We start from the raw sequence: 1766 nt of genomic DNA, 5'->3' as shown, positions 1-1766 counted from the left end.
TAGCGTAGCTTAACTTACCTTTTTAACTCACAAATAACTATGAAATTCTCCCAAGGATTAGGGGTAATTTWRGGGACAGSMACTTGGCGTTAGTGCAGTGGCAAGCTATTTCAACTTTAGCCCCTGTACAAGTCAATAATATCGCCAAACAAATCACTGTGATGATTGGCGGATTAGACGGTAAAGGTTCGGGAGTGATTGTAGCCCGAAAAGGTAACACCTACACTGTCCTCACTGCTCATCATGTGATTAAAAAGCCGGGGGTGTATGATATTATCACTCCCGACGGACAGAAATACCCCGTTGAAAGAAGTCAGCGCCTGGGGGAATTAGATTTAGCTTTATTAAAGTTTACCAGTAGCAGAAATTATACTATTGCTCAGGTTATCGATTCTAGCACAGTTGAAGAAGGGGCGAAAGTATATCATGCCGGTTTTCCGGTTGCTCCAGGTTCGAGAACTTATTTATTCATTCCGGCTCAACTCAGCTCGCGAGGAACGGGAGAAATACTAGGATACGATTTATTTTTTACGGGTCAACCCAAACCGGGAGTGAGTGGAGGGCCAATCTTAGATGAGCGGGGATTAGTGATTGGGATTTATGGCAAAGCGGAAGACGATTTGGACACAGAAGGAGTCCAGGGAATCCCCATTGAAAAAATCCCAAATTTAGAGAGCATCGCCGCAGTAGTTCCTTGGGGAAATCCCACCCTCGGTGCTACTTTGACGGGACATTCAGAAGGGGTCAGGTCTGTAGCCATCAGTCCCGACGGTCGCACCTTAGCCAGTGGGAGTAATGACAAGACAATCAAATTGTGGAATCTGCAAACCCAAGGGGAAATCGCTACTTTGACCGGACATTCAGATTGGGTCTCTTCTGTAGCCATCAGTCCCGACGGTCGCACCTTAGCCAGTGGGAGTAGTGACAACACAATCAAACTGTGGAATCTGCAAACCCAACAGCAAATCGCTACTTTCACCGGACATTCAGAGGGGGTCTCTTCTGTAGCCATCAGTCCCGACGGTCGCACCTTAGCCAGTGGGAGTAGTGACAACACAATCAAACTGTGGAATCTGCAAACCCAACAGCAAATCGCTACTTTCACCGGACATTCAGAATGGGTCTGGTCTGTAGCTATCAGTCCCGACGGTCGCACCTTAGCCAGTGGAAGTGATGACAAGACAATCAAACTGTGGAATCTGCAAACCCAAGGGGAAATCGCTACTTTGACCGGACATTCACAAGCGGTCAGGTCTGTAGCCATCAGTCCCGACGGTCGCACCTTAGCCAGTGGAAGTGATGACAAGACAATCAAACTGTGGAATCTGCAAACCCAAGGGGAAATCGCTACTTTGACGAGACATTCAGAATCGGTCCTCTCTGTAGCCATCAGTCCCGACGGTCGCACCTTAGCCAGTGGAAGTGGGGACTGGACAATCAAACTGTGGAATCTGCAAACCCAAGGGGAAATCGCTACTTTCACCGGACATTCATATGTAGCCATCAGTCCCGACGGTCGCACCTTAGCCAGTGGGAGTTTGGACGGGACAATCCAAATTTGGCAAAACCGGTAAGAGGATGTTTTAAAAGTCCTATTGTCGGTGGCAAAAAGTTTTAGATCCCCCTAAATCCCCCTTAAAAAGGGGGACTTTGAGAGGTTTCCCCCCCTTTTTAAGCTACGGTGTACACACAAATCATGAAATTACTCCAAATCTGGCGTTGCTGATTTCAAATATGAATTTGTTGGGCTACGCCCCGCTCCGCTA

At 47.7% G+C, this 1766-nt stretch carries 1 protein-coding gene; it reads left to right on the top strand.

Annotated elements, in window-relative coordinates; translation table 11 throughout:
- Window positions 1-92 precede the first annotated feature (92 nt).
- Entirely contained in the window at window positions 93-1574 is a 1482-nt protein-coding gene (locus NSP_RS06735; RefSeq protein ID WP_017803919.1) for a trypsin-like peptidase domain-containing protein, read from the top strand.
- Window positions 1575-1766 lie beyond the last annotated feature (192 nt).

It is taken from the genome of Nodularia spumigena CCY9414, assembly GCF_000340565.2.
In the GTDB taxonomy this organism is placed as follows: domain Bacteria; phylum Cyanobacteriota; class Cyanobacteriia; order Cyanobacteriales; family Nostocaceae; genus Nodularia; species Nodularia spumigena.
This window is presented reverse-complemented; position numbering and strand designations above follow the sequence as displayed.